Source organism: Georgenia sp. Marseille-Q6866 (assembly GCF_965111665.1).
Genome location: NZ_CBCOOR010000020.1, coordinates 1 through 507, shown reverse-complemented (window position 1 = coordinate 507; position 507 = coordinate 1). Strand labels below are relative to the sequence as shown.

Here is a 507-nt window from a genome sequence, read left to right as displayed (position 1 = left end):
GCTCCAGACCCTCGCGGAGCGTCCCCTCGGTGAGCACGTCACCGTCCTCGACGCCGTCCACCGCGCCCTGGCGGCCCAGCTGTCCGCGGCCGAGTCCTGACGTGGCGCGCCTCGTCAGGGTGGATGCCGAGCTCGTCCGCCGCGGGATGGCCCGCTCGCGTCAGCACGCCGCCGAGCTCATCGCCGAGGGCCACGTCCTCCTCGACGGTGCCGCCGTCACCAAGGCCGCCCGGCAGGTCGACCCCGCCCAGGCGCTGCGCGTCGTCGCCCCGGCCACCGACGACTACGCCTCCCGCGGCGCGCACAAGCTCGCCGGCGCCCTCGACGCCCTCGGCGACCGGGCCCCCACGGTCGCCGGCCGCCGCGCCCTCGACGCCGGTGCCTCCACCGGTGGCTTCACCGACGTGCTGCTGCGCTGCGGGGCCGAGCACGTCGTCGCGGTCGACGTCGGCTACGGGCAGCTCGTGTGGTCCCTCCAGCAGGACCCCCGGGTCACCGTCCTGGACC

General features: G+C 77.1%; 1 protein-coding gene. It reads left to right on the top strand.

The genetic code is table 11. The features are described from left to right. Positions 1–101: 101 nt before the first annotated feature. Positions 102–507, top strand: a 406-nt coding sequence (locus ACWPXV_RS14765; protein ID WP_454085929.1) for an SAM-dependent methyltransferase, incomplete at its 3' end; no start/stop codon positions are given.